The sequence below is a fragment of the Mucilaginibacter boryungensis genome (genome assembly GCF_015221995.1).
GTDB lineage: Bacteria > Bacteroidota > Bacteroidia > Sphingobacteriales > Sphingobacteriaceae > Mucilaginibacter > Mucilaginibacter boryungensis.
On record NZ_JADFFM010000001.1, the window covers coordinates 2,838,786 to 2,858,445 of the forward strand.

Sequence of the window (19,660 nt, forward strand, 5' to 3'; positions counted from 1 at the left end):
TAAATTAATTACTAATTTAGCAGCCCATTCGCCTTTATTATGTCGGTAATTGTACTTACTTTAATCATCCTTATCGGTGCTTATTTCGCCGGGCTGCTGGGTTCATTAACGGGCCTGGGCGGCGGGTTTATTATTATACCGCTGCTTACCCTGGGCCTGCATGTGAATATCCATTATGCTATCGGCGCTTCGCTTGTGTCGGTCATCGCTACTTCATCCGGCTCGGCGGCAGCCTATGTAAAAGAAGGGATCACCAATATACGTATCGGCATGTTTTTAGAGATAGCCACTACCATTGGGGCGCTAGCCGGTGCCATGCTGGCCCTGCATGTGCAAACGCATGTAATAGCCGTGATATTTGGATTAATACTTGCCTTTTCGGCTGTAATGTCGTTCATTAAAAAGGTGGAGGTAATAAATGCCGAAGGCAGCGCCGCGGCTACTGCGTTGCGGCTGAACAGTACGTTCCCCACCCCCAACGGACCTGTAAAATATGGTGTATGTAATGTTGGCGGCGGTTTTTTTATGATGGTGTTTGCCGGTTTGATATCAGGCTTGCTGGGTATAGGCTCAGGTGCGCTGAAAGTACTGGCCATGGATACCATTATGCGCATCCCTTTTAAAGTATCAACCACTACCAGTAATTTTATGATAGGCGTTACCGCGGCGGCCAGCGCGGTGGTGTATTTACAGCGCGGTTATATAGACCCGGGCTTATCCATGCCTGTAGTAGTGGGTGTATTATTAGGCGCGCTAAGCGGATCGAAAATACTGGTACATACCACCTCATCGGGCTGGTTGCGCTGGCTGTTTACTATTGTAGTGGGCATACTGGCATTCCAAATGATATACAACGGCTTAACGGGGAAAATATAATGGCGGCACAACCAAATTTTAAGGATAAGGATATGCAGGTGGCTATTGGCTGGGTGCTGCGTGTGGGGGTTATTGTATCAATAGCCGTAGTATTTTTTGGCGGGGTGGTTTATTTGTACCGGCACGGCCATAGCCTTACCAATTACAGTACATTTAATGGCGTCCCCGATTTTGTTAACCCCTCGGGCATTATTAACGGCATACTGGCCTTCAGGGGCAGGGCCATTATACAAGCAGGAATTTTATTGCTGGTAGCCACCCCGGTACTGAGGGTATGCTGCTCGGCAATTGGTTTTATTGCAGAAAAAGACTGGTTGTATACCGCTATAACTATCGCAGTGCTGCTGATCATCTTCATCAGCATGCTAACCGGGCATGCCGGTTAATTGGTGCCGGGATTAACGCGTTTCAAATCCTCGTTATTACCGGTAGTATGTTTACGTGCCGCTTTTACCGAACTTTTCCCAAAACGATAAGTAAAACTCAGGGAATATATCCGGGTTTCTCTCTTATCATATCCAACCATGTTTAAATTAGCATAATCCGTACTGTAGCGGTTACGGTCGGTATTAAAAATATCTTTTGCGGAAAAACTAAGGGTGGCACGTTTGTTAAACAACCTTTTGCTAAAGCTGGGCATAACACTATAGTTGGCCCTATAGTTATACATAGCATAAAATGTATTTACCTCGTAATCGGCATATAGTGCAAAAGTAAGGTCGGCAGGTAATTGTACTTGCTGATTAACCTTAAAAATGGCATCGGGGGTTGTTTTATTAAGGAGCCCGGCATAATCAACATAATGCTGCAAATTAGCATCAACATCAAAAAATGCCGACCACTTATCGTTAATGGTAACAGGGGCGGTAAGTTCAATGCCGTAGGTAGTAGCCTGTTTCAAATTTATTTTCCCGGTAATAAACAATCCCGAAATATCGCTTTGGGCGAAGTAGGTAAAATTGTTATAATCGCGCACAAAAGCAGCGTATAACTTAGCGCCGAATTTGTTTTTATAAGTATGTGTAATGCTAATATTATCCTGATATGATGGCTTTAAGTAAGCATTCCCTGTGGTAATGTTGTATCTGTCCTGGTACGCTATCAGTGGGTTTAAGTCGCTGTAATTAGGACGGTCAATACGCCTGTTATAATTAAATGTTAAGCTATGATTGGTGTTTAGTGTATAATTAAGCACCACCGTAGGGAAATAATCAGTATAACTACGTTTCACGCTAATGTGATAGTTAGGATTATCAGCGTCCGATCCGGTATGCTCTACGCGCATACCCAACAAGTAATTAAATTTGGCCGATGGTGTGGCTATATAATTGATATAAGCACTACTGATATTATCATTATAATTAAACTGACTGCTAATTAATGGGTTGGGCGTGTGCACATCGTTAACCACGTTATCAAAACGTTGAATATTATCGTTTGTTGCAATAATAGTTTTCAATCCTGCCTCCAAACGGCGCCCCTGTGATATCGGATTAATATAATCTACACGCCCCGAAATATTCATAATATGGGTTGGCGCTTCATTACGGTAAAACATAGGGTTGCCAGTAATATTAGTATGTACATTATACATCGTACTGTTCAAATCCTCGAACGAATTGCGGTTATATAAAAAGTAATCAGCATCGGCAGATATGGTTTGGTTGCTTTTTCCCAGTATGCCGCTGTAATTAAGATTATAATTAATGGTATTTATGCGCCGGTTTAGTACCGCTAAGGTAGTTAGAGACGAGTCGGCAGCAGTACTGGTTCCAATAGTTGTTACGGTATTTTTATCAATAAAATTATTACTAAAAGAACCTACAACTAAAAATCCAAGCGTGTGTTTATCATCAATACTATAATCCGCGCCAAAATTATAAGTACTGCTGTAAATTTTCTGTTGATTATAATAATGCTCATCATACCTGGCTGTGCTGCCAACATACCTGTCGATATTGATCGTATGGTCGGTATGATTATCATTAAAAGCATAATTTCCAAAAAAGTTTAATTTTTTGGTGCGATAGTTTAATGCTAACGACGGCGTGAGCTTATAAAAATCGCCGTACCCTGCCCCCATGGTAACCGAACCGTTAAACCCTTCATCCTGTCCTTTTTTTAAGATGATGTTTACAATACCTCCTGCCCCTGTCGCATCGTATTTAGCCGATGGATTGGTAATTAATTCTATTTGGTTAACACTACCGCTGGGCATATTCTTCAATTGCTCTGCCGCATCTGCCGATGCAAGATTAAGGATACGCCCGTTAATGGCAATTGATGCTTTTTGCCCTCCCCGCAATAAAACATCGCCGGCCGAATTAATGCGTACACCTGGCGCTGTGCCCAATACATCTAATACACTTACTCCCTCGGCCATAATGCCCTTTTCAACATTTAATACGGTTTTATCATACCGGGTTTCAATATATGCCCTGGGGTTGGTTATAGTTACTTCCTTTAAGTTTATGATATCCGGATGCAAAGTTATGGTTCCCATGGAAACCAGGCCCGAACCACTTACTACAATAGATTGACTTGCATATTTCTGATAACAGGGATGATGGATGCTTACAGCGTAGGTGCCGGGCAAAACATTATTGAAACGAAAAAGACCCTTGCCTTTAGTGATTGTTGTGTTAACTATAGCCGAATCGGGCAGGTGAATTAGTAAAACTGTGATGGTGTCGTTCAGTGCTTTATTCGGCAAAACAAACTGCCCCTGTATACCGGAAAACTTATTTTGCGAATTAGCACTGCTGCATAGCAATAAAATGAAGCCTGCTACGAAGCACCCAAAAGATATCCTCATTAAAATAGCCGAGTAGAATTTAAACTATATATATCCTGTATTAATCTTGTGCAATATAGTAACAAAATTAATACATCGTAACAAGGTTGGATAGGCATTATACGTAATATTCTCGTGAAAGTTCTTATAATTACATATTTCCCCTGCTGTATTTTTAATAATTATACACGCTGAACAGCGTCATAATTATTTTAAGTTTGCATAACATATAATTGACAATGAAAAAACTGCTTCCGTTAATATTTACACTGCTATTTGCTTCTGTGGTTTATGCACAAACCGAACCTGCCAATTACGGGGTAATTGTAAACAAGTTTAAACTGTTTTATAACAGCAACAAACCCGATAGTATTTATAAAATATTTGGGCCCGAAATGCGCAATGCTTTAACAGCCGATCAATTTAAGGCCACAACTGCTCAGTTAAAAACGCAATTGGGCGCATTGAACCAAACAACTTTTACTGGCTTTAACGACCCTATAGCTACATATGATGCCGCTTTCCAAAATGGCACACTTACTTTACGCTTGTCACTAAATAAAGCTGGTCAGATCATCGGGCTGCTTTTACAGCCTGCACAGCCAAAAACTACAGCAGCGACTGCAACCACATCAAGCGATCCGGATATGATAGAAATCCCCGTAATGCAAAAGGTATTTACAGGAAATATTGCCGGGACATTGGGTATACCTAAAAAGGCAACAGGCAAGGTGCCGGTAGTGCTAATTATTGCCGGCTCGGGGCCTACCGACAGGGATGGTAATAACCCGTTAGGGGTTAGTGCAAACAGTTATAAGTTATTGGCAAGCGCCCTAGCAAAAAACGGCATTGCTACATTACGTTATGATAAACGTATGATTGGCCAAAGCACCAGCAATACTAAAGAAGCTGACTTACGCTTTGATGATTATGCCGATGACGCCATAGCCCTGATAGGTATGCTGCATAGTGATGCCCGTTTCTCAAGCGTATTTGTGCTGGGCCATAGCGAGGGTTCGCTGGTAGGGATGCTGGCCTGCGCCGACCAACCAGTAGCTGGTTTTATTTCTGTTGCCGGTGCTGGCGAAAGAGCGGATAAAATACTTACTGAACAACTAAAATCGAAACCGCAGTTTGTGCAGGATGCTTTTAAAGTTGTACTGGATAGTTTAAGAAAAGGCAAAACTACCGACAGGGTCGACCCATCGTTATTTGGCCTGGCCAGGCCAAGTGTACAACCCTATTTACGGTCGTGGATGTACCACGAGCCTAAAGCCGAGTTGAAGAAATTGAAGATTCCCGTATTGATATTACAAGGCACCAACGATTTGCAGATAACTGTAGCCGACGCCGAAAAACTGAAGAAAGCCAAATCTGACGCTACACTGGTTATTATCCCCGGTATGAACCATGTTTTAAAAGATGCCCCTGCCGATAAGGATAAAAACCTGGAAACCTACAAAGACCCTAACCTGCCTATTAAGCCGGAGTTGGTGACGAACATTGTAGCGTTTATAAATAAGTTAAAGTAATATAATTAAAACCCCTCTTCCACCGCAAGCGAAGAGTGGGCGACCAGCGAAACATGGTCGGGGTGAGTTTACCCCTTCCACGCTCCAAGCAACCTGCGGATCACAATAATTTCCGCGGTGTGATAAGCGTTATGGTCGGCTATTTGCAGGGCTTCACGCAAAATGGTTTGTCCGCTGCCATGGGGTATGGGGGCATAAATGTCCGAAGATTTTAACAACCCGATAAACTCGCTCAAATCATCATTAATTTGCTTTACCGACCTTTTCCAGGCATCATCATCTGCCGGGAAAGCTTCTTTTGGCCAGTATTCATCGGGCCATTTAGGCGATTGGTGGTTGCCATCCTTACTAAATTCCAGCATATCCCATTGCGCTATCCTGATGTGTTCAACCAATTGCCAAATGGAATAAGGTAAATGGTTTGTCTTTGCGCCGCGCAACTCGGGCAGCAAACCATCCAAAGCTTTTTTCAAGCTGGCATGCGCGCCGCCGCCTTGCAGCAGTTTTACTAATTCATCAATTAAGTTTTGCTGATTATCCATACGCTAAATAACGCATTCCTATCCGAATAGTTGAAGCATATTGTATTTTAAAAAATAGCCCTATTAATATTCCGCCTAAAAGTTTTAAGTTTATAACGCCAATCAAAAATTGAAAAACCGGTGAAAAAACTGATCCCCATATTTATTATAGTGCTGCTGGTATATGCCTGTAAAAAGGATGGCAGCACCCTGCCCCAGGGCCAGGTAGATAATGATGCCTTTACAGCCTATGAAACTCATTTTTTAGATGCCCTATGGAAGCTTGACCCAAACTGGGCTACAGAAGTAGGCTACCATAAATACGATAGCGTATTGGTTATCCCAAATTCATCAAGCCGGTCGGCTATGCTCAATTTCACTAAGGTGCAAATGGATTCGCTGGCCAAATATAACCCGGGCACTTTATCGGATGCTAACCGCATGGATTACAAGATGATTCAAAACCAGCTGGATGCCACACAATGGGCCCTGCAGCAGGAAAAAGCTTATGAATGGAACCCGGGCACATATAATGTTATCGGCAGTTTTGCGCATATTCTTAATGAGCATTATGCGCCGCTTGCCAAACGCTTGCGTAGTTTTTATCAAAAAATGGAAGCTATCCCTGCCTATTATAAAGAGGCGCAGAAGCAAATTAAAAACCCCGTACCCGAACTGACAACACTGACTGTTGAGCAACTAACCGGCGGGGTAAGTGTAATTGAAAAAGATTTTGCCGATTCCCTAAAGAAAACAAACATTCCGGCGGCCGAGCAGAAACAAATGCTGGCCCGCGCCCAGGCATCGGCCGATGTGATAAAGAACTTTGCCACCTGGCTAAAAAACATGAAGAACGACCACCCGCGCAGTTTCCGCCTGGGTAAGGAGTTGTACGAGGGTAAATTTAAATATCATATCCAATCTGCCGGGACTGCCCAACAGCTATACAACGCGGCCGTGGAGCGTAAAAAAGACCTGCATGGCTATATGGCTAAAATTTGTGTTAAACTATGGCCTAAATATTTTGGCCAGGCCCCAATGCCTAAAGATAGCTTGCAAATGATAGCACAAATGATAGATACCTTATCGGCTAAGCATGTAAAACCCGATGAATTTCAAGGGGCAATAGAAAAGGAAATACCGCAACTGGTATCGTTTATTAAAGCTAAAAACCTGATCACCCTTGACGACAGCAAGCCGCTGGTGATCCGTAAAGAGCCTGCTTATATGGCCGGCGTTGCGGGCGCGTCTATCAGTTCGCCGGGACCGTATGATAAAAATGGCAATACCTATTACAATGTAGGCAGCCTTGCGGGTTGGTCGCCCGAAAAAGCGGAAAGCTATTTGCGCGAGTATAACCAATACATTTTGCAGATCCTATGCATTCACGAAGCTATACCTGGCCATTATACCCAATTGGTTTACGCTAATAAATCGCCCAGTCTGATAAAATCGGTATTAGGTAACGGCGCTATGATTGAGGGCTGGGCGGTATTTGCAGAACAGATGATGCTGGAAAACGGCTTTGGCAATAACGAGCCCGAAATGTGGCTGATGTGGTATAAATGGAATTTGCGGTCGATATGTAACACCATAGTTGACTATAGCGTACATACCGGCAATATGGATAAAGACGCCTGTGTTAAATTCCTTACCCGCGAAGCTTTTCAGCAAAAGGCTGAAGCCGAAGGCAAATGGCGCAGGGTAAGTGTTACCAGCGTACAGCTTACCAGTTACTACGCGGGTTATAAAGAAATCATCGACCTGCGCGACGCTTACCGCAAAAAGCTGGGCGATAAATATACCGTGAAAGAGTTTAACGAGCGGTTTTTAAGCTTTGGCAGCGCCCCGGTTAAATACATTAAAGAAGTAATGCTGGGCAATAAACCTGCCGATAATGGTGCAAAATAGAATTATAATAAGCTTATTAAAAAGTTAACACCAGCTTTGCCGTAAATATGGTTAATGTATGTATGTTTGTACATAATAATTTATCACTATGAAAAAAGCGTTCCTATCACTCATTCTATTCGTGTTATTTTTTAGCACAGCCATTGCGCAGCAATTAAACATTGGCACCTATAACCTGCGTTATGCCAATGCTACCGACTCGGCGCGGGGAAATGGCGGGGGGCAACGCTACCCGGTTATAGCGCAGATCATCCGGTTTAACGATTGGGATATTTTTGGTACGCAGGAAGGGTTACGCCCTATGCTGGATAACCTGGCCGATAGCCTGCCGGGTTATAAATGGCTGGGCATAGGCCGCGATGGCGGTGATAAGGGCGAACACTCGGCAATATTTTATAAGACGGCTAAATTTAAGCTGCTAAAAAGCGGCAATTTCTGGCTATCGCCTACCGATACGGAACACCCTAATGTAGGCTGGGATGCGGCACTGACCCGGGTATGTACCTGGGCGCAGTTCAGGGAAATAAAAACAGGCTATGTGTTCAATTTCTTTAACGTGCATATGGACCATATGGGTGTAGTTGCGCGTCGCGAAAGTGCAAAGCTGATCATGGCGAAAATGAAGCAAATGACCGGTGATATCCCCACCATCCTGACCGGCGATTTCAACACCGATCAAAAATCGGACGCTTACTCAACACTTAACGATTCCGGCTTATTGAAGGATTGCTACCTGCTGGCGCCGGTAAAATTGGCCACCCAGGGCACGTTTAACGATTTCCAGATCAACACTGATAGCCAATACCGCCGGATCGACCATATTTTTGTGACCAAACATTTTAAGCCGCTGCGCTATGCTATTTTAACCAATACCTACCGTGGCAAACTACCATCAGACCATTACCCCGTGGTGGTGATTTTGAGCAGGTAGTATCAAAGTCAAAAGTCCGAAGTTGTGAGTTAATTGCATTAGCAACTAAGTATTCACTACTTCGGACTTTTCATTTAGAAACTTCGCCTCAAGACTTTAACTCAGAACTTAAGGCTTAAAGAATTATCTCCACATACCTGGAACCCACACGTAACCACCGCGACGGCGGTCCCAATGGCCTGGTACCCATACGGCATGTGGACGTGGTGGCGCAGCCCAATAACCGCCATGCCATACATAACTACGGCCGCGTGGTGTCCAGTCTTCTTCAACCCATACGTGCCTTGGCGATGGTGCCGGCGGGCGGCGTACCACTACTCTATTTACCGGGCGGCCTAAACGCGCCCTTACTACTATTTGTGCTTCACTAACATTAACGGCGGCTGTTAATGCAGCGGCTACCATTAAACTTTTCCAGATTGTTTTCATATCGGTATTTTAGTTTTATTGAAATATATGACAATGCAATCGGCAATTGGTTTAAAAAAAGTCCATGGACTATAGTAGGTGATTCTATCTTTTCAACAAATTTCCAGCGATAGGGATAGTAGTGGTTTAGCCGGAGCGATGGATTTGCGTTCAGATTATGGGCCCGAAACGCAGCCACGTATAGCCCGGGCCGTAGGCATCGCCACATGATTATGATAAGGTAATGATTACTTCATAATGGTATACCATTATCAACACTTCGTTAGGCATGTTTTCAGGCGTTAGAACGACTTTCTTATTTAAAAGAGTCGAAACTTTCTTCATATATTCTAAAAGTTTCAAGTGGTCGTCTATCGAATTGATCTCGGTAGGTGTAATATCATTTTCAATTTCGCTTTCTATAAAAAAATGCGCATTTACTTTAATACCGTCTAAATAAACACTCGCTGTATAACGGTCTGCGTCTAAATCATCCCAACCTTTTAATACTTTATTAAAATCAATTTGTGTTTGCTTGGTCGCCAGATCGTAGTTTGGGAAAGTTACCGGATAATTTTCATTTACAAACTCGACCCAAATTTGCCAATCTTTTTCAGTTGTATCAAAAATGTATATATCCCTCAACGACCCATCAATAAAGTAAATATTTTCTCTAAGTTGTTCCCAGTTCATGATTAAAGATATTGACTTTATTTTGTTTGTTATAATTTCCCCATTAACCATGAACCATCATCATGAACAATTATTATCTTCGCTACCATGTCACCAGTTGAAGCCAAACAACGTATTGAAACACTTTCGCAGGAGTTAAAACAGCACAGCTACAATTATTATGTACTGGCCATGCCTGCCATATCCGATTATGAGTTTGATAAAAAATTAGAAGAACTATCCGCACTGGAAAAGCAGTTCCCCGAGTTTTTATTGCCCGACTCGCCTACTCAAAAAGTTGGCGGCGAGATCACTAAAGAATTTCAAACCGTGCGGCACCGCTGGCCTATGCTATCGCTTGGCAACACCTATAACCAGCAGGAACTGATCGACTTTGATCAGCGTATCCGTAAGGCCATTGGCGATAATTTCGAATATGTTGTCGAGCTTAAATACGATGGCTTAAGCATGAGCCTCACCTATAAAGATGGCCAGCTTTTGCGCGCCGTTACCCGTGGCGATGGCGTGCAGGGCGATGATGTGACCACAAATATCCGCACCATCCATAATGTGCCTAAAAAACTAAAGCAAGGAAATTATCCGGATGAGTTTGAAATTCGGGGCGAGGTGTTTATGCACCTGAAAGCCTTTGAACGTTTGAATAACGAGCGTATAGAGAACGGCGAGGTACCTTATGCTAATCCGCGCAATTTTGCATCGGGCACGGTGAAATTGCAGGATAGTACCGAAGTTGCCAGGCGTCCGCTGGATTGTTTCCTTTATTTCCTGTATACCGAAAAGCAATTATTTAAAACCCATTGGGAAAGCCTGCAGGCTGTGAAAAGCTGGGGCTTCCATGTGAACGAGCATAATAAACTGTGTAAAAACATCGATGAAGTTTTTGAATTTATAACCTATTGGGATAAGGAGCGCCATAACCTGAGTTACGATATAGACGGCATTGTTATTAAAGTAAACAGCTATGCGCAGCAGCAGGAACTGGGTTATACAGCAAAATCGCCGCGATGGGCAATATCCTATAAATTTAAAGCAGAACGGGTGGAGACCGAATTATTGCAGGTTACCTACCAGGTGGGCCGTACCGGGGCAGTTACCCCCGTGGCTAATTTAAAGCCTGTTTTGCTTGCTGGCACTACTGTTAAACGCGCCACCCTGCACAATGCCGATGAGATAATGGAACGCCTGAAACTACACGAACATGATACCGTTTATGTAGAAAAAGGCGGCGAGATCATCCCGAAGATCATCGGGGTAAACCTGGATAAGCGCAGGCCTGATGCCGAACCTATACAATATGTAACCAACTGCCCTGTATGCGGTACCGAGTTGCTGCGCAAGGAAGGTGAAGCCGCCTTTTATTGCCCTAACGATGAAGGCTGCCCCCCGCAAATAACTGGTAAGATACAGCACTTTATTGGCCGCAAAGCCATGAATATTGACGGCCTTGGCGATGAAACTATTAATACGTTGTACAACCGGGGCTTTATCCGCCATATCAGCGATCTGTATGAGTTGCATAAGCATACCGACGAGTTGAAAAAGATGGACCGCTTTGGCGAACAATCCATTAATAATATGCTGGAAGGCATAGAGAAATCGAAGCAAATGCCGTTTGAAAAAGTGCTGTTTGGCTTGGGCATCCGTTACGTGGGCGAAACTGTAGCCAAAAAGCTGGTAGCGCACTTTAAAACTATTGACAACCTGATGGCAGCAAGTTTAGAGGAGCTGACCACCACCGAAGAAATTGGCGAGCGCATAGCCCAAAGCCTGATAGAATATTTTAGCGATAACCAACACCGTGAACAGATTGAAAAACTGCGTGCCCAGGGCTTGCAATTTGTAGCCGACGATAAAGAAGTGGTTTTGGCCAGTGATAAGCTATCGGGTATGAACTTTATTATCTCGGGCACATTTGAACAGTTCTCGCGCGATGAATTGAAGGATATGATAGAGGCTAATGGCGGTAAAATTTTAAGCAGCATATCTGCCAAATTAAATTATTTAGTAGCGGGCGATAATATGGGCCCCGCCAAACTGGAGAAGGCCACCAAGCTAAACATCCCTATTATCAGCGATGCGGAATTATTGACGATGATAGGGTAAGCAGTCAAAGATCCGTCATTGCGAGGAACGAAGCAATCTCCCGATTAGCAGAGCGGTTTGCATAGTTTGGATATTGCTTCGTTCCTCGCAATGACGCTTATATATAGCTTCTTCTAAATTTTCAAAACAAAAACCAACCCCAAATGCTTTACTATATACAGTAAAGCATAAGCCATGTTATATAACCAAAATAACTTGCGGGACGAACAGGACGATCAATCCGCAGTGCAGCATAAGGACCGGAACCTTTCGGGCATGGAAGGCCAGCCTATGGGCGGCCACAATTTTGGCAGGGATGGTAAGCCAACCATGGGCGATGATAAAGACAATCCATCGCGCTATGCGGGTAACACCAATGCCTACTTTAACCGGGTAGCGCCAACCGAAGAGGATACCGCTAACAACAACTTTAAAGCCGCATATCAGCAAGGTGAACCCGATTACGACGCGGCGCAGCCAACAAATAATATACCTGGCCCGCAGGAAACGGCAGACCAGCAAAAGGTTGGCGGTAATAGTAACCAGCAGGAACAACAAGAGCAACAGGGGCAATGGGATAGCGGCAACAGCACCCAACAAAGTGACGACGAGCCGGAACATATAGAAACATAATATTCCCTCTCACCCCTGAGGTAATGTATATAAAAACAAAAAGGCGCTTATTGCGCCTTTTTGTTTTTATAGGTAATTCTTACTGATACTGAATATACATTGGGTAAGGTGATTTCTTCAATACCTCCTGTGGCGTTAGCATGTGGTGCGGGGCCTTCTTAATATCGTTTTTGTAGAACAATTTAAAGCCGGTGAACTGCACAGGTTCGCCCTGGATAAAGTAGCGCCAGGTGCCCTCTTTCAGGTCAGGTTCGCCCCAGCCGTCCATGTCCATCACTAATTGAACTTCGGGGCGCAGCTTGATGTTCTTATAGTTGGTTACCATCTTTTTAGTAAAGCGGTGCACTATTAAAATTTTGGGCGGCAGGTGATATTTGTTCACTAAACCTTTCAGATAGTTTGAAACGTAATTAATATCCTCAGCATCGTAAGTACCAATCTTTTTACCCGGTCTTGAACCATCTTTCATAGAAAACTCAGGGTCCATACCAAAATGTACATTCGGCAAAGCCAGGTATTTCTCTAACAATGGCAGTTCTGTGTGGATATTACTTAAAGCTACCTGCACATCAATAAACACAATAGCATTTATTTTTTTAGCCAGTTTTAACACGGTATCAATTTGCCTAAGCGGCATGCGGTTACGATATTTACCATCCTTGCCGGGATCGCCGCTGGCTACTACAGCAATGTAATGTAATGCTGGAATGGTTGGCGTTTTAGGATCGGCACGCTGCCAGTTTTTTACTTCGCCTTTTAGTTTGGCCAGCATTTCGTTTGGCGGTATCTCACCTAAAATACCCATTTTCTTTGCATACAGGTTACCATAAAACGCAATGATACGTTTGTATGGTAAAATAGCGCCAGGCAATGGGTACGGTGTGTTTTTTACAGGCCACCTGCCGGTAGTATCGTTATGCGCCATGCGTTTCATTAACGAGTCGTACTCCTTCTTATCAATGGGCGGATAAACTACTTTAACCGGCGTTGTATCGGCTGCAGGTGCAGCTTCGGCAGGTTTTGCAGCTGTATTGGCGGTGGCAAGCGTTTTATTTGCCGGTGTGCCATTTTTACAGTTTGAAAATAAGGCTAAAGACAACAGCAGTAACGGTACTGATAAAAGTAAATTCTTGAATTTCATTTATTGTTTTATTTACAGGTTTTGTGTGTATCCTGGGCCACGCAAAATAGCACCATTTCTGTTACCATTATGCTTAAAGTTATCAACAGTTACAATCCCGTTAACCAACACATATTTAAAGCCCTGTGAATAGGCATGCGGCTTTGCATAGGTCGATTCATCGTTAACCGTTGCGGCATCAAACACCACCACATCGGCAAACATACCGGGCTGTAATAAACCCCTGCCAGCCAGGTGGAATTTTTGCGCTGGCAGCGAGGTCATTTTCCGCACCGCATCTTCCAGGCGCAGCACTTTTTCTTCGCGCACGTAATGCCCCAATACGCGGGCATTTGTGCCATATCCACGCGGGTGGGGAACGCCCGAGCCAAATAAACGGATGCCCGAATCGGATGCTACCATGGCCAGCGGGTATTTCATAATGTTTTTTACGTCATCCTCATTCATCCCATGGAAAACCATTGCCGCGCTTCCAAGTTTGGTGATATCCAGTATGGTTTCAATCTCGTTAGGAATATTATTTTTACGGCCTTTTTCGATATTGATCTGTTGTATGTTTTTTCCGTTAAGTGTGGTATCGGCATCGCAATGGGCTATAAAAGCATAGTCGAAATGATCGCGCTGGCGCTTTTTCATATCGCTGATCATTTCCTTAATCACCTTTTGATGGATAACCGGATCGTCCAGGCGTTTATATACCGAATCGCGGCCGCCATCCAGCAGCCAATCGGGTAATAGTACGTTCAATGTGGTACTGCTGGCGGTATATGGGTATTGGTCTACCGTCACTTCCAGGCCTTCGGCACGGGCTTTTTCAACCATGGCAATCATTTCATTACTGCGGTTCCAGTTGGGTTTACCCACTTTAAAGTGCGATATCTCTACCGGCATGTTTGCCTGGCGTCCAATATCTATAGCTTCGGCAATGGCTTCAAAAACCTTATCGCTTTCGTTCCGGATATGCGAAGCATACACCCCTTTGTATTTAGCCGCTGCCTGGGCTAAAGCCACCACTTCGGGCGTTTTGGAATACAGCCCCGGCGTATAAATTAAACCGGTTGAGAAACCCACCGCGCCATCGCGCATGGCCTGCTCCACAATATCCTGCATTTTTTTCAGCTGAACGGCGTCGGGTGTAACAGCGGCCTGGCCCAATACAGCCCGGCGCACATCATTATGCCCCACAAGCGATGCTACGTTGATAGATAACTTAATGCTGTCCAGGCGCCTGAAATATTTATCCAGGTTAATTTCCGAACCGCCGCAGTTGCCGGTAATAACAGTAGTTACGCCATCGTAAATAAAGTTATCGGCCGTGGGAGTTTTCTTTTCGTCACCTTCAATATGGGTGTGCACATCAATAAACCCCGGCGCTACGATTAGCCCGGTAGCATCGATATTTTTAGCGGCCTTTACTTTCGAAAGATCGCCAATGGCAACTACCTTGTTTTTCAAAATACCTACATCGCCATAAAACCAGGGGTTACCGGCACCGTCAATGATCTTGCCGTTACGGATAATGACATCATATTGATTTTGTGCCATGGCCCAGGCAGGCAGCAGGCAACATAATAGCAGGAGTTTCAGATAACGCATGTAGCTAAAATACGGGATTTTATTGATTCTAATCTACAAGAAATAATTTGGCTGAAGCCCCTTTCTTTTATTCTTTAACCGTTGACTAAAGTCAACGGCAATGAATGTTTTACAAATAATTGCGGCCATACATACAGGCGTATATTATTAAGAAATACTACATTCATTGCCGTCCCATTTATGGGACGGACAAGCAACTTTATAGGTTGGCTTTAGCCAAAAAATATTACGCCGTTTTAAAAAACTTCCCAAACACGCCAAGCGGCAGTTTAACGCCCGATGTAGCCTGCAAGTAAAGCTCCCCTATTTCCAGGTTTTGCACTTTGGGGAACGAGCCACGGATAAGGTTTTCTACAATTACCGAGGAAAAGCCTAAAGAGTAAGTATTCAGTATCAGGAAATGCTCTTGTGGGTCCAGCAGTTGCACTACGTCCTGCATCATTTCCAATATATGGTCTTCCAGCTTCCACTTCTCGCCGTTAGGGCCGTGACCGTACGCAGGTGGATCGAGGATAATTCCGTTATACTTTTTGCCGCGTTTTAGCTCGCGTTTTACAAACTTTAAAGCGTCCTCTACCATCCAGCGGATGTTGCTTAATCCCGATAGCTCCTGGTTTTCGTTAGCCCAGGTTACTACTTGTTTTATCGAATCGACGTGGGTAGTATCGGCGCCTGCCGCGCGGGCCATTAGCGATGCCCCGCCCGTATAGGCAAACAGGTTGAGCACTTTTGGCTCGGGTGTTTTAAACTTTTTTATGTTTGATGAGATGTAATCCCAGTTAACGGCCTGCTCGGGAAATATACCTACATGCTTAAATGAAGTTAGCGCCAGGCGGAATTTGATGGCCGCATCGTTGTTTTTATATTCCACATGCCAGCGGTCGGGCGTAGCAGGGTTTTTCTTCACCCATTCGCCCGATGTTGCCGACCGCCCTTTAAACCTGATATGGTGCAAGCGCTGCCATTCAGCTGCAGGCAGGGCCTTGGCCCATACCGCCTGTGGTTCGGGGCGTATCAGCACTACATTGCCAAAACGCTCTAATTTTTCAAAATCGCCGCAATCAATCAGTTCATAATCTTTCCAGTGGGTGGGCGTAAGTAGTTGGATCATCTTGTAAGTCTTGAGTCTTAAGTTGTAAGTCTTAAGTCGATTTGCAAAGGTAGTAATTAGCGGGAAAGTGGAAAACTCACCACAAACTAAGTCCTGTCTTTCGGATTTCCTGACTTACGCGGCCTTTCGGGCTACAACTTATTCTTCGCCGCGCGCATAAACTTGCTGGCAAATACAAACTCGTTCAGTTCTTTATTGTCGGTGTGGGCTATTTCCTTGTTGCTGCCTTCCCACCATTTCCGGCCGTCGTGCAAAAAGATAATATGATCGCCGATACCCATTACCGAGTTCATATCGTGGGTAACTATCACGGTGGTGATCTCGTACTCTTCGGTCAGTTCGGCAATCAGTTCATCTATCAGGATAGATGTTTTGGGGTCGAGGCCCGAATTGGGCTCATCTACAAACAAGTATTTTGGCTGCATGGATATGGCACGTGCAATACCTACGCGTTTTTTCATCCCGCCCGAAAGCTCGGCCGGGTAAAGCTTGTTGGTATCTTTAAGGTTAACACGTTCCAGGCAAAAATTAGCGCGTTCCTGCTTTTCGGCGTGCGATTGATCGGTAAACAGGTTTAAGGGGAACATAATGTTCTCTTCAACCGTCATAGAATCAAACAAGGCCGAGTTTTGAAAAAGCATGCCAATTTCCTTGCGGATGGGTACACGCTCGGTAAAGTTCATGGCAGTAAAATCTTCGTTATTAAAAAGCACCTGGCCTTTAGTAGGCTGGTGCAGGCCAACAATACATTTCAGCAAGGTAGTTTTACCCGAACCCGAACCCCCGATGATCAAATTATTCTTTCCCGGTTTAAATTGCGCGCTAATATCTTTCAGCACCTCATTTTCACCAAACGTTTTATATATGTTTTTGATCTCGATCATAATAGCATGCTTGATATAATAAGGTCGGCAAACAGTATCATTACGCAGCTATAAACTACACCACGGGTAGCCGACTGGCCAACTTCCAGCGCGCCGCCCTCGGTATAAAAGCCATTATACGCGCAAATTGAAGTAATTATAAAACCATATGCTATCGATTTTACCGCACACACAGTAACAATAATAGGGTCGAAGCCATCCTGTAAACCTGAGATGTAATCGCTTGGCGAAATTGAGCCTGTGAACACACAGGCCAGGTAACCGCCGCTTAGGCCCAATGCTACCGAAATGATAGTAAGCAGGGGCACCATAGATATGCCTGAAATAATTTTAGGCGCTATTAAAAATCCCGGGGCGTTTACCCCCATAATTTCCAAAGCGTCGATTTGTTCGGTTACGCGCATGGTACCAATTTGCGATGCGATGCTACTGCCTACCCTGCCTGCTAATACCAGCGCCGATATAGTAGGGCTAAATTCAAGGATGGTCGAGTCGCGGGAGATACTGCCGGCAATACTGCGGGACACCAGCGGACTGGACAACTGGAAAGCCACCTGTATAGTAGCCACAGCGCCAATAAATACAGATATGATAGCGATAATACCCAGCGAACCAATGCCGATAGAGGTCATTTCGCGCATTACCTCGTTCCAGTAGACGCTAAACTTTTCGGGTTTTTTAAAGCTTAAACGTAATAATAATATGTATTTGCCAAGGGCTGTAAACATGTATTTAGAGTGAAACGGTTAAAAATACTATAATTTGTTAATTCAAGTTTAACTCAGGCAAATTAAGTTATCCTTAAAACAATTAATAATGATAAAGTTTTAATTTTGTAAAGGCATACAATTACATTATATACTAAAAAAATTGGTAAAGATTTGATATTTTAATAATATTTATATAATTTAGTTTAGTAAACCAGTTATTATGAATAATGTAAACTTCGACCCAAAGGATAATAATAGTAAGGACAATGAGTCTCAAGACAATCAAACGCCTGATACTAATTTTCCTAACGTATGGGATACTGTTAATTTAAGCTTACCCGATATTGACATTTCAACACGCGATTGGAATTCTGATTCTGATTCAAATTAGTATTCTGTCAAAATAATTCCTTAATTAAAATTGATATTATTTCGATTGTAATAAAAATTAAAGCTACTATTATAGGTGAACATAATAGTAGCTTTAATGATTCTTCATATATCAGCCACCTTTTTTTGTTAAGTTTATTATTGTAATGGGATTTGTATTGAAGCGATTTTAATTCTGTTAAATAAAAACCCATTAACCTTTTATCACTGTTGTTATATTCTTTCTTGTAAAAATGATCTGAAATGTATTGGTTTGGAGCAGTACCAGGCATTGTGTATTCGAATGGCTTGATATTTACAATTAAGTTGTTAACTGCCATATAGAAATAATATAATGTCGATATGGTGGTTGTAAAAAAAATATTATCATAATTATTCTTATCTCCCCTGTCTATAGAATAAGTCACAAGTCCAATAATAATACCTATTACTACAGATAAAAGGATATTAGATCTATCTACTATGATTTTGCTGATTTCTATAGTATTATCAAATCTTATTATTGCTTGATCATAAACAAATTTTGCTTCTTCTAAAGTAATTTCATCACAATATTCCTTTGGAGGTTCCCATATTATCTCTTTTGAGGACTTTTTTTCAAGTTCTTTTGATTTTATAAATAATATTATAAGGAAGTTATTTAGTTTTTCTAACATTGTTTGAAGGTGTTAACTATCATTAAATATAAATTATTTACCCCGAATATCAGAACATATGAAAAACGCCATTATTACCGGCGCCACCCGCGGCATGGGCAGGGCCATAGCCATTGCTTTTGCAAAAGAAGGTTTAAACCTGGCCATATGCGCCCGCAATGCCGATGAACTGGAGGGCTTCAAACAGGAATTACTGCAAATAAACCCTGATATAAAAGTATCGGTTAAAGTTGCCAATGTGAGTGTGAAAAGCGATGTGCTGGCCTTTGCCGCCCAGGCCGAACAGGAGCTGGGCGCCATCAGCGTAATTGTAAATAATGCGGGAATCTATGTGCCTACCAGTATCCTTGACGATGAGGATAATACTTTTGATAAACTGATCAGCACCAACCTGATGCCGGCTTACGAGTTTTACCGTTATTTTGGCAAAAAGCTAATTGCTGCACAACAGGGGCATATTTTTACTATCTGTTCGTCGGCCTCGGTAAACCCGGTTGTAGCCGCCGGTACATATAGTGTAACAAAGTTTGCGTTGCTGGGTCTTAATAAGGTAATGAGGCTTGAACTACAGCAATATGGTGTTAAGGTTACCGCGGTTATCCCGGGGTCTACGCTCACATCATCGTGGGATGGGGTTGAGGTGGATAGCGACAAGCTTATAATGCCCGATGATATTGCATCGTCCATTATAAATGCTTACCGGCTAAGCCCGGGCGCCAACGTTGAAGAGATCATCATAAAACCTGTGTTCGGCCAGTTATAAATTAAGTCACACACACACTCAAAAAAAA

Annotated in this window: 18 protein-coding genes; 8 read left to right on the forward strand and 10 right to left on the reverse strand. The window is 43.3% G+C overall.

The window, feature by feature from the left end; all coding sequences use genetic code 11:
• Nucleotides 1–39 precede the first annotated feature (39 nt).
• Together IRJ18_RS11970 and IRJ18_RS11975 are read left to right on the forward strand one after the other, a co-directional pair.
• Nucleotides 40–876 (forward strand): sulfite exporter TauE/SafE family protein, encoded by an 837-nt coding sequence (locus tag IRJ18_RS11970; RefSeq protein WP_194106431.1) that lies wholly within the window; start codon nucleotides 40–42, stop codon nucleotides 874–876.
• Entirely contained in the window at nucleotides 876–1,262 is a 387-nt protein-coding gene (locus IRJ18_RS11975; protein WP_194106432.1) for a DUF1634 domain-containing protein, read from the forward strand. Before IRJ18_RS11970 ends, IRJ18_RS11975 begins: the two co-directional genes overlap by 1 nt.
• Here IRJ18_RS11975 and IRJ18_RS11980 read toward each other — a convergent pair.
• A complete protein-coding gene (locus IRJ18_RS11980; RefSeq protein WP_194106433.1) occupies nucleotides 1,259–3,691 on the reverse strand; it encodes an outer membrane beta-barrel family protein in 2,433 nt (810 codons plus the stop codon). The two genes, IRJ18_RS11975 and IRJ18_RS11980, sit on opposite strands and share 4 nt — an antisense overlap.
• A gap of 218 nt (nucleotides 3,692–3,909) precedes the next feature.
• On the opposite strand from IRJ18_RS11980, the gene IRJ18_RS11985 reads away from it, so the two are divergent.
• The gene (locus IRJ18_RS11985; RefSeq protein ID WP_194106434.1) at nucleotides 3,910–5,202 is read left to right on the forward strand and encodes an alpha/beta fold hydrolase; all 1,293 of its coding nucleotides are present in this window, start codon (nucleotides 3,910–3,912) and stop codon (nucleotides 5,200–5,202) included.
• 68 nt (nucleotides 5,203–5,270) lie between these two features.
• Here the strand turns inward: IRJ18_RS11985 and IRJ18_RS11990 are convergent, their stop codons facing one another.
• Nucleotides 5,271–5,744 (reverse strand): DinB family protein, encoded by a 474-nt coding sequence (locus tag IRJ18_RS11990; RefSeq protein WP_194106435.1) that lies wholly within the window; start codon nucleotides 5,742–5,744, stop codon nucleotides 5,271–5,273.
• A 120-nt stretch (nucleotides 5,745–5,864) separates the two neighbouring features.
• Here IRJ18_RS11990 and IRJ18_RS11995 point away from each other — a divergent pair, with 120 nt between their 5' ends.
• Nucleotides 5,865–7,634 carry a DUF885 domain-containing protein gene (locus IRJ18_RS11995; protein WP_194106436.1) on the forward strand — a complete coding sequence of 590 codons (1,770 nt, stop codon included), beginning with the start codon at nucleotides 5,865–5,867 and terminating at the stop codon, nucleotides 7,632–7,634.
• 88 nt (nucleotides 7,635–7,722) lie between these two features.
• A complete protein-coding gene (locus IRJ18_RS12000) occupies nucleotides 7,723–8,565 on the forward strand; it encodes an endonuclease/exonuclease/phosphatase family protein (protein ID WP_194106437.1) in 843 nt (280 codons plus the stop codon).
• Nucleotides 8,566–8,688: 123 nt separating this feature from the next.
• Here IRJ18_RS12000 and IRJ18_RS12005 read toward each other — a convergent pair whose 3' ends face one another.
• Both IRJ18_RS12005 and IRJ18_RS12010 read right to left on the reverse strand, forming a co-directional pair.
• Nucleotides 8,689–8,994 carry a YXWGXW repeat-containing protein gene (locus IRJ18_RS12005; RefSeq protein WP_194106438.1) on the reverse strand — a complete coding sequence of 102 codons (306 nt, stop codon included), beginning with the start codon at nucleotides 8,992–8,994 and terminating at the stop codon, nucleotides 8,689–8,691.
• A gap of 210 nt (nucleotides 8,995–9,204) precedes the next feature.
• Nucleotides 9,205–9,666 carry a hypothetical protein gene (locus IRJ18_RS12010; protein WP_194106439.1) on the reverse strand — a complete coding sequence of 154 codons (462 nt, stop codon included), beginning with the start codon at nucleotides 9,664–9,666 and terminating at the stop codon, nucleotides 9,205–9,207.
• An 87-nt stretch (nucleotides 9,667–9,753) separates the two neighbouring features.
• Between IRJ18_RS12010 and ligA the strand changes: the two genes are divergently transcribed.
• Nucleotides 9,754–11,769, forward strand: a complete 2,016-nt coding sequence (ligA, locus tag IRJ18_RS12015; protein WP_194106440.1) for an NAD-dependent DNA ligase LigA — start codon at nucleotides 9,754–9,756, stop codon at nucleotides 11,767–11,769.
• A gap of 174 nt (nucleotides 11,770–11,943) precedes the next feature.
• The gene (locus IRJ18_RS12020; protein ID WP_194106441.1) at nucleotides 11,944–12,381 is read left to right on the forward strand and encodes a hypothetical protein; all 438 of its coding nucleotides are present in this window, start codon (nucleotides 11,944–11,946) and stop codon (nucleotides 12,379–12,381) included.
• A gap of 79 nt (nucleotides 12,382–12,460) precedes the next feature.
• Here IRJ18_RS12020 and IRJ18_RS12025 read toward each other — a convergent pair whose 3' ends face one another.
• The 6 genes from IRJ18_RS12025 to IRJ18_RS12050 form a co-directional block, all read right to left on the reverse strand.
• Nucleotides 12,461–13,522, reverse strand: coding sequence for a hypothetical protein (locus IRJ18_RS12025; protein WP_194106442.1), 1,062 nt, complete (start codon nucleotides 13,520–13,522; stop codon nucleotides 12,461–12,463).
• Between the two features lie 12 nt (nucleotides 13,523–13,534).
• Entirely contained in the window at nucleotides 13,535–15,118 is a 1,584-nt protein-coding gene (locus tag IRJ18_RS12030) for an N-acyl-D-amino-acid deacylase family protein (protein WP_194106443.1), read from the reverse strand.
• A gap of 226 nt (nucleotides 15,119–15,344) precedes the next feature.
• Nucleotides 15,345–16,229: a class I SAM-dependent methyltransferase gene (locus IRJ18_RS12035; RefSeq protein WP_194106444.1), complete on the reverse strand. Its 885-nt coding sequence runs from the start codon at nucleotides 16,227–16,229 to the stop codon at nucleotides 15,345–15,347.
• A 131-nt stretch (nucleotides 16,230–16,360) separates the two neighbouring features.
• Nucleotides 16,361–17,113 carry an ABC transporter ATP-binding protein gene (locus IRJ18_RS12040; protein ID WP_194106445.1) on the reverse strand — a complete coding sequence of 251 codons (753 nt, stop codon included), beginning with the start codon at nucleotides 17,111–17,113 and terminating at the stop codon, nucleotides 16,361–16,363.
• Complete coding sequence (locus IRJ18_RS12045; RefSeq protein ID WP_194106446.1) at nucleotides 17,110–17,841, reverse strand: MlaE family ABC transporter permease; 732 nt, start codon at nucleotides 17,839–17,841, stop codon at nucleotides 17,110–17,112. Before IRJ18_RS12045 ends, IRJ18_RS12040 begins: the two co-directional genes overlap by 4 nt.
• Before the next feature lie 380 nt (nucleotides 17,842–18,221).
• Nucleotides 18,222–18,869 (reverse strand): hypothetical protein, encoded by a 648-nt coding sequence (locus IRJ18_RS12050; RefSeq protein ID WP_194106447.1) that lies wholly within the window; start codon nucleotides 18,867–18,869, stop codon nucleotides 18,222–18,224.
• Nucleotides 18,870–18,927: 58 nt separating this feature from the next.
• Here IRJ18_RS12050 and IRJ18_RS12055 point away from each other — a divergent pair, with 58 nt between their 5' ends.
• On the forward strand, nucleotides 18,928–19,632 hold the full coding sequence (locus tag IRJ18_RS12055) for an SDR family oxidoreductase (RefSeq protein WP_194106448.1): 705 nt from the start codon (nucleotides 18,928–18,930) through the stop codon (nucleotides 19,630–19,632).
• The last annotated feature ends 28 nt before the right edge of the window (nucleotides 19,633–19,660 follow it).

What these genes read in the sequence shown, in the direction of transcription:
- IRJ18_RS12035 (WP_194106444.1), bottom strand. Translation starts at nt 16,229, where the DNA reads ATGATCCAACTACTTACGCCCACCCACTGGAAAGATTATGAACTGATT.
- IRJ18_RS12050 (WP_194106447.1), bottom strand. Translation starts at nt 18,869, where the DNA reads ATGTTAGAAAAACTAAATAACTTCCTTATAATATTATTTATAAAATCA.
- IRJ18_RS11975 (WP_194106432.1), top strand. Translation starts at nt 876, where the DNA reads ATGGCGGCACAACCAAATTTTAAGGATAAGGATATGCAGGTGGCTATT.
- IRJ18_RS11970 (WP_194106431.1), top strand. Translation starts at nt 40, where the DNA reads ATGTCGGTAATTGTACTTACTTTAATCATCCTTATCGGTGCTTATTTC.
- IRJ18_RS12010 (WP_194106439.1), bottom strand. Translation starts at nt 9,666, where the DNA reads ATGAACTGGGAACAACTTAGAGAAAATATTTACTTTATTGATGGGTCG.
- IRJ18_RS12025 (WP_194106442.1), bottom strand. Translation starts at nt 13,522, where the DNA reads ATGAAATTCAAGAATTTACTTTTATCAGTACCGTTACTGCTGTTGTCT.
- IRJ18_RS11990 (WP_194106435.1), bottom strand. Translation starts at nt 5,744, where the DNA reads ATGGATAATCAGCAAAACTTAATTGATGAATTAGTAAAACTGCTGCAA.
- IRJ18_RS12045 (WP_194106446.1), bottom strand. Translation starts at nt 17,841, where the DNA reads ATGTTTACAGCCCTTGGCAAATACATATTATTATTACGTTTAAGCTTT.
- ligA (WP_194106440.1), top strand. Translation starts at nt 9,754, where the DNA reads ATGTCACCAGTTGAAGCCAAACAACGTATTGAAACACTTTCGCAGGAG.
- IRJ18_RS12000 (WP_194106437.1), top strand. Translation starts at nt 7,723, where the DNA reads ATGAAAAAAGCGTTCCTATCACTCATTCTATTCGTGTTATTTTTTAGC.
- IRJ18_RS12040 (WP_194106445.1), bottom strand. Translation starts at nt 17,113, where the DNA reads ATGATCGAGATCAAAAACATATATAAAACGTTTGGTGAAAATGAGGTG.
- IRJ18_RS12055 (WP_194106448.1), top strand. Translation starts at nt 18,928, where the DNA reads ATGAAAAACGCCATTATTACCGGCGCCACCCGCGGCATGGGCAGGGCC.
- IRJ18_RS12020 (WP_194106441.1), top strand. Translation starts at nt 11,944, where the DNA reads ATGTTATATAACCAAAATAACTTGCGGGACGAACAGGACGATCAATCC.
- IRJ18_RS12005 (WP_194106438.1), bottom strand. Translation starts at nt 8,994, where the DNA reads ATGAAAACAATCTGGAAAAGTTTAATGGTAGCCGCTGCATTAACAGCC.
- IRJ18_RS11985 (WP_194106434.1), top strand. Translation starts at nt 3,910, where the DNA reads ATGAAAAAACTGCTTCCGTTAATATTTACACTGCTATTTGCTTCTGTG.
- IRJ18_RS12030 (WP_194106443.1), bottom strand. Translation starts at nt 15,118, where the DNA reads ATGCGTTATCTGAAACTCCTGCTATTATGTTGCCTGCTGCCTGCCTGG.
- IRJ18_RS11980 (WP_194106433.1), bottom strand. Translation starts at nt 3,691, where the DNA reads ATGAGGATATCTTTTGGGTGCTTCGTAGCAGGCTTCATTTTATTGCTA.